Below are 1,963 nucleotides of genomic sequence, written 5' to 3' on the forward strand. Positions count from 1 at the left end.
CGCCCAAACGATATCCAGGGTGAAGTGCCTGATACACGAATTTCAGTGTTTGCATTATCATCGCCGGCATCCGTAGATTCGTTCAAAGGGTGGGTGGCAAGAGCCCAGCGGTTATTGTTGCGCAGTACATGAACACCCAAAGCAGGGGCATCCCCGCCCCAATCCTGTCCGAATCCGGCTGCATTTGACTGTCCGGCTACTATAAACAGATTTCCAACCCCAATATGAAATCTCACATCCCCACGGAACATCCAGGTATAGGTGCCGTCAGTACTGGCTGAATCCACTCCCGTTTCAATCCGGTATAATCCACCTTTTGGCAGTGTAAGCGTAATTTCAAATGTGCCGGTAAACCGTTCTTCATCTAACAGTGAAAATTCTGCAGGGGTCCATGGAACTACCGGATAGTTATTATCCTCCTGCATGATGCGCACTACCGGAATGGCGTATTTTACACCCGCGTTCAGGGCTGCATCCGGTATAGAATAATGCCCTTTCAGGGATATGCTTCCACAATCTCCCTCTTTTTGAATAATAGCCCAGTCATCCGGGGCAGATGTTAATATTACTCCAGTCATCCTAATCTCTCCTTTAAGCTTTATTTTATATTCAGCATTTCTGCCTGTTTATTTAAATTATCTATGTAAGTCAGTATACCGTCTTCCTTCCAGCGGTTAATGACTTCTTTCCACATCTTTACAGGGTTTTCATTGCCAATAATGACTTTGGTGAACTCATCTATCATAGTTGAAGTTGAAAATATATCAGACTCTTCTTTTGACATTTGCAAAAAATCATAGGGCCGTTCAACCATCGTGGTGTTTTCCTGATTCCAGTGAAGGGCTCCGTTGGACATTTCCATAATCTTTCGTCCATACCTTTTATTATTCTGTTCGCTGGATACAAAATCATCATTGGACCCGCCCCAAGAGGCAAGACTGGTAAATAAATTTAATGAGGGATACTTTTTGAGAAGCAGCTCTGATACATTTTCACTGGAGGCATCCGGAAGACAGGAGTATTTCCCGTCCTTGAAATCATAATCCTCCCCCTCTATGCCAAATCTAGTGAGATACCATCCTTCTTTCGACAGCAGGTATTCGTACAGATATAAAATTCTTTCCATCTTTTCTTCGTCAACATGGGAAGAAAACAGAGATTCCGACCAGAAAGGGGAACTGCTGTTGCTGTATCGTTTCCCATCCGAACAGGGGAAAATATTTAAGATACTTATGGCATCTTCAAATGGTTCCGACTCATCGTGGTAGTGGTTCCAATAAGCTTTAATCTCAGAAAGGGCTGCCGGAGAAGTCTTATATTCCAGGGCACCCAGCTTTCCTCTTGCAAAATCATAGACGGAGTCTACCGTCTTCTTAAGATAAAACTCCGGGTCAAGGCCGCCGCTGACGTACAATTTTCGATACGCCTTTACCACATCTTCAAATTCCGGCAGAAGATAAGAGGGAAGAAACTGTCCGTCTTTTTTTACCCAGGTATATACATTACACTCAGGTGCAATACCAAGAATCAGCCATTTGCCAAGTGCCGTACGGTTTCCCACATTGTATCCGATAGTATCATCGATATGATTCCCGTCCGGATCTTCTGCCGCAAAAGCTACCGTCATGTCAATAAATGCATCCAGATTTTCAGGTTCTGTTATCCCCAGCGATTCCATCCAGTCTTTGCGCACGAGCAGTCCAGCATCCGAAGATGACAGATCCATATCGCCAAAGGAAGTTCTGGGAAACGTATATATTTTTCCGTCCTTCTGCTCTAAAAAATGCTGCAGGGAGTCTACTGTTTTCATAACCTCCGGGTATTTTGAGAGATCTTCCGGCAGAGGCGAGAGCATTTTTCGCGAGATCATATCCGAAAGGGAAAGCGCATTATTTTCCGAGGTACCCGTTATTGTCGTTGCGGCAAAGATATCAGGCAGGGAATCAGATACACCCATTACCAG

At 44.5% G+C, this 1,963-nt stretch carries 2 protein-coding genes; both read right to left on the reverse strand.

The features are described 5' to 3' along the window. Window positions 1-578, reverse strand: a 578-nt coding sequence (locus RHS_RS29330; RefSeq protein ID WP_047835218.1) for a sialate O-acetylesterase, incomplete at its 3' end; no start/stop codon positions are given. Window positions 579-598: 20 nt separating this feature from the next. Then, window positions 599-1,963: hypothetical protein (locus RHS_RS29335; protein ID WP_395023669.1), on the reverse strand; the 1,365-nt coding region annotated here is incomplete at its 5' end.

This window comes from Robinsoniella sp. RHS (assembly GCF_001029355.1).
Lineage (GTDB): Bacteria > Bacillota > Clostridia > Lachnospirales > Lachnospiraceae > Robinsoniella > Robinsoniella peoriensis.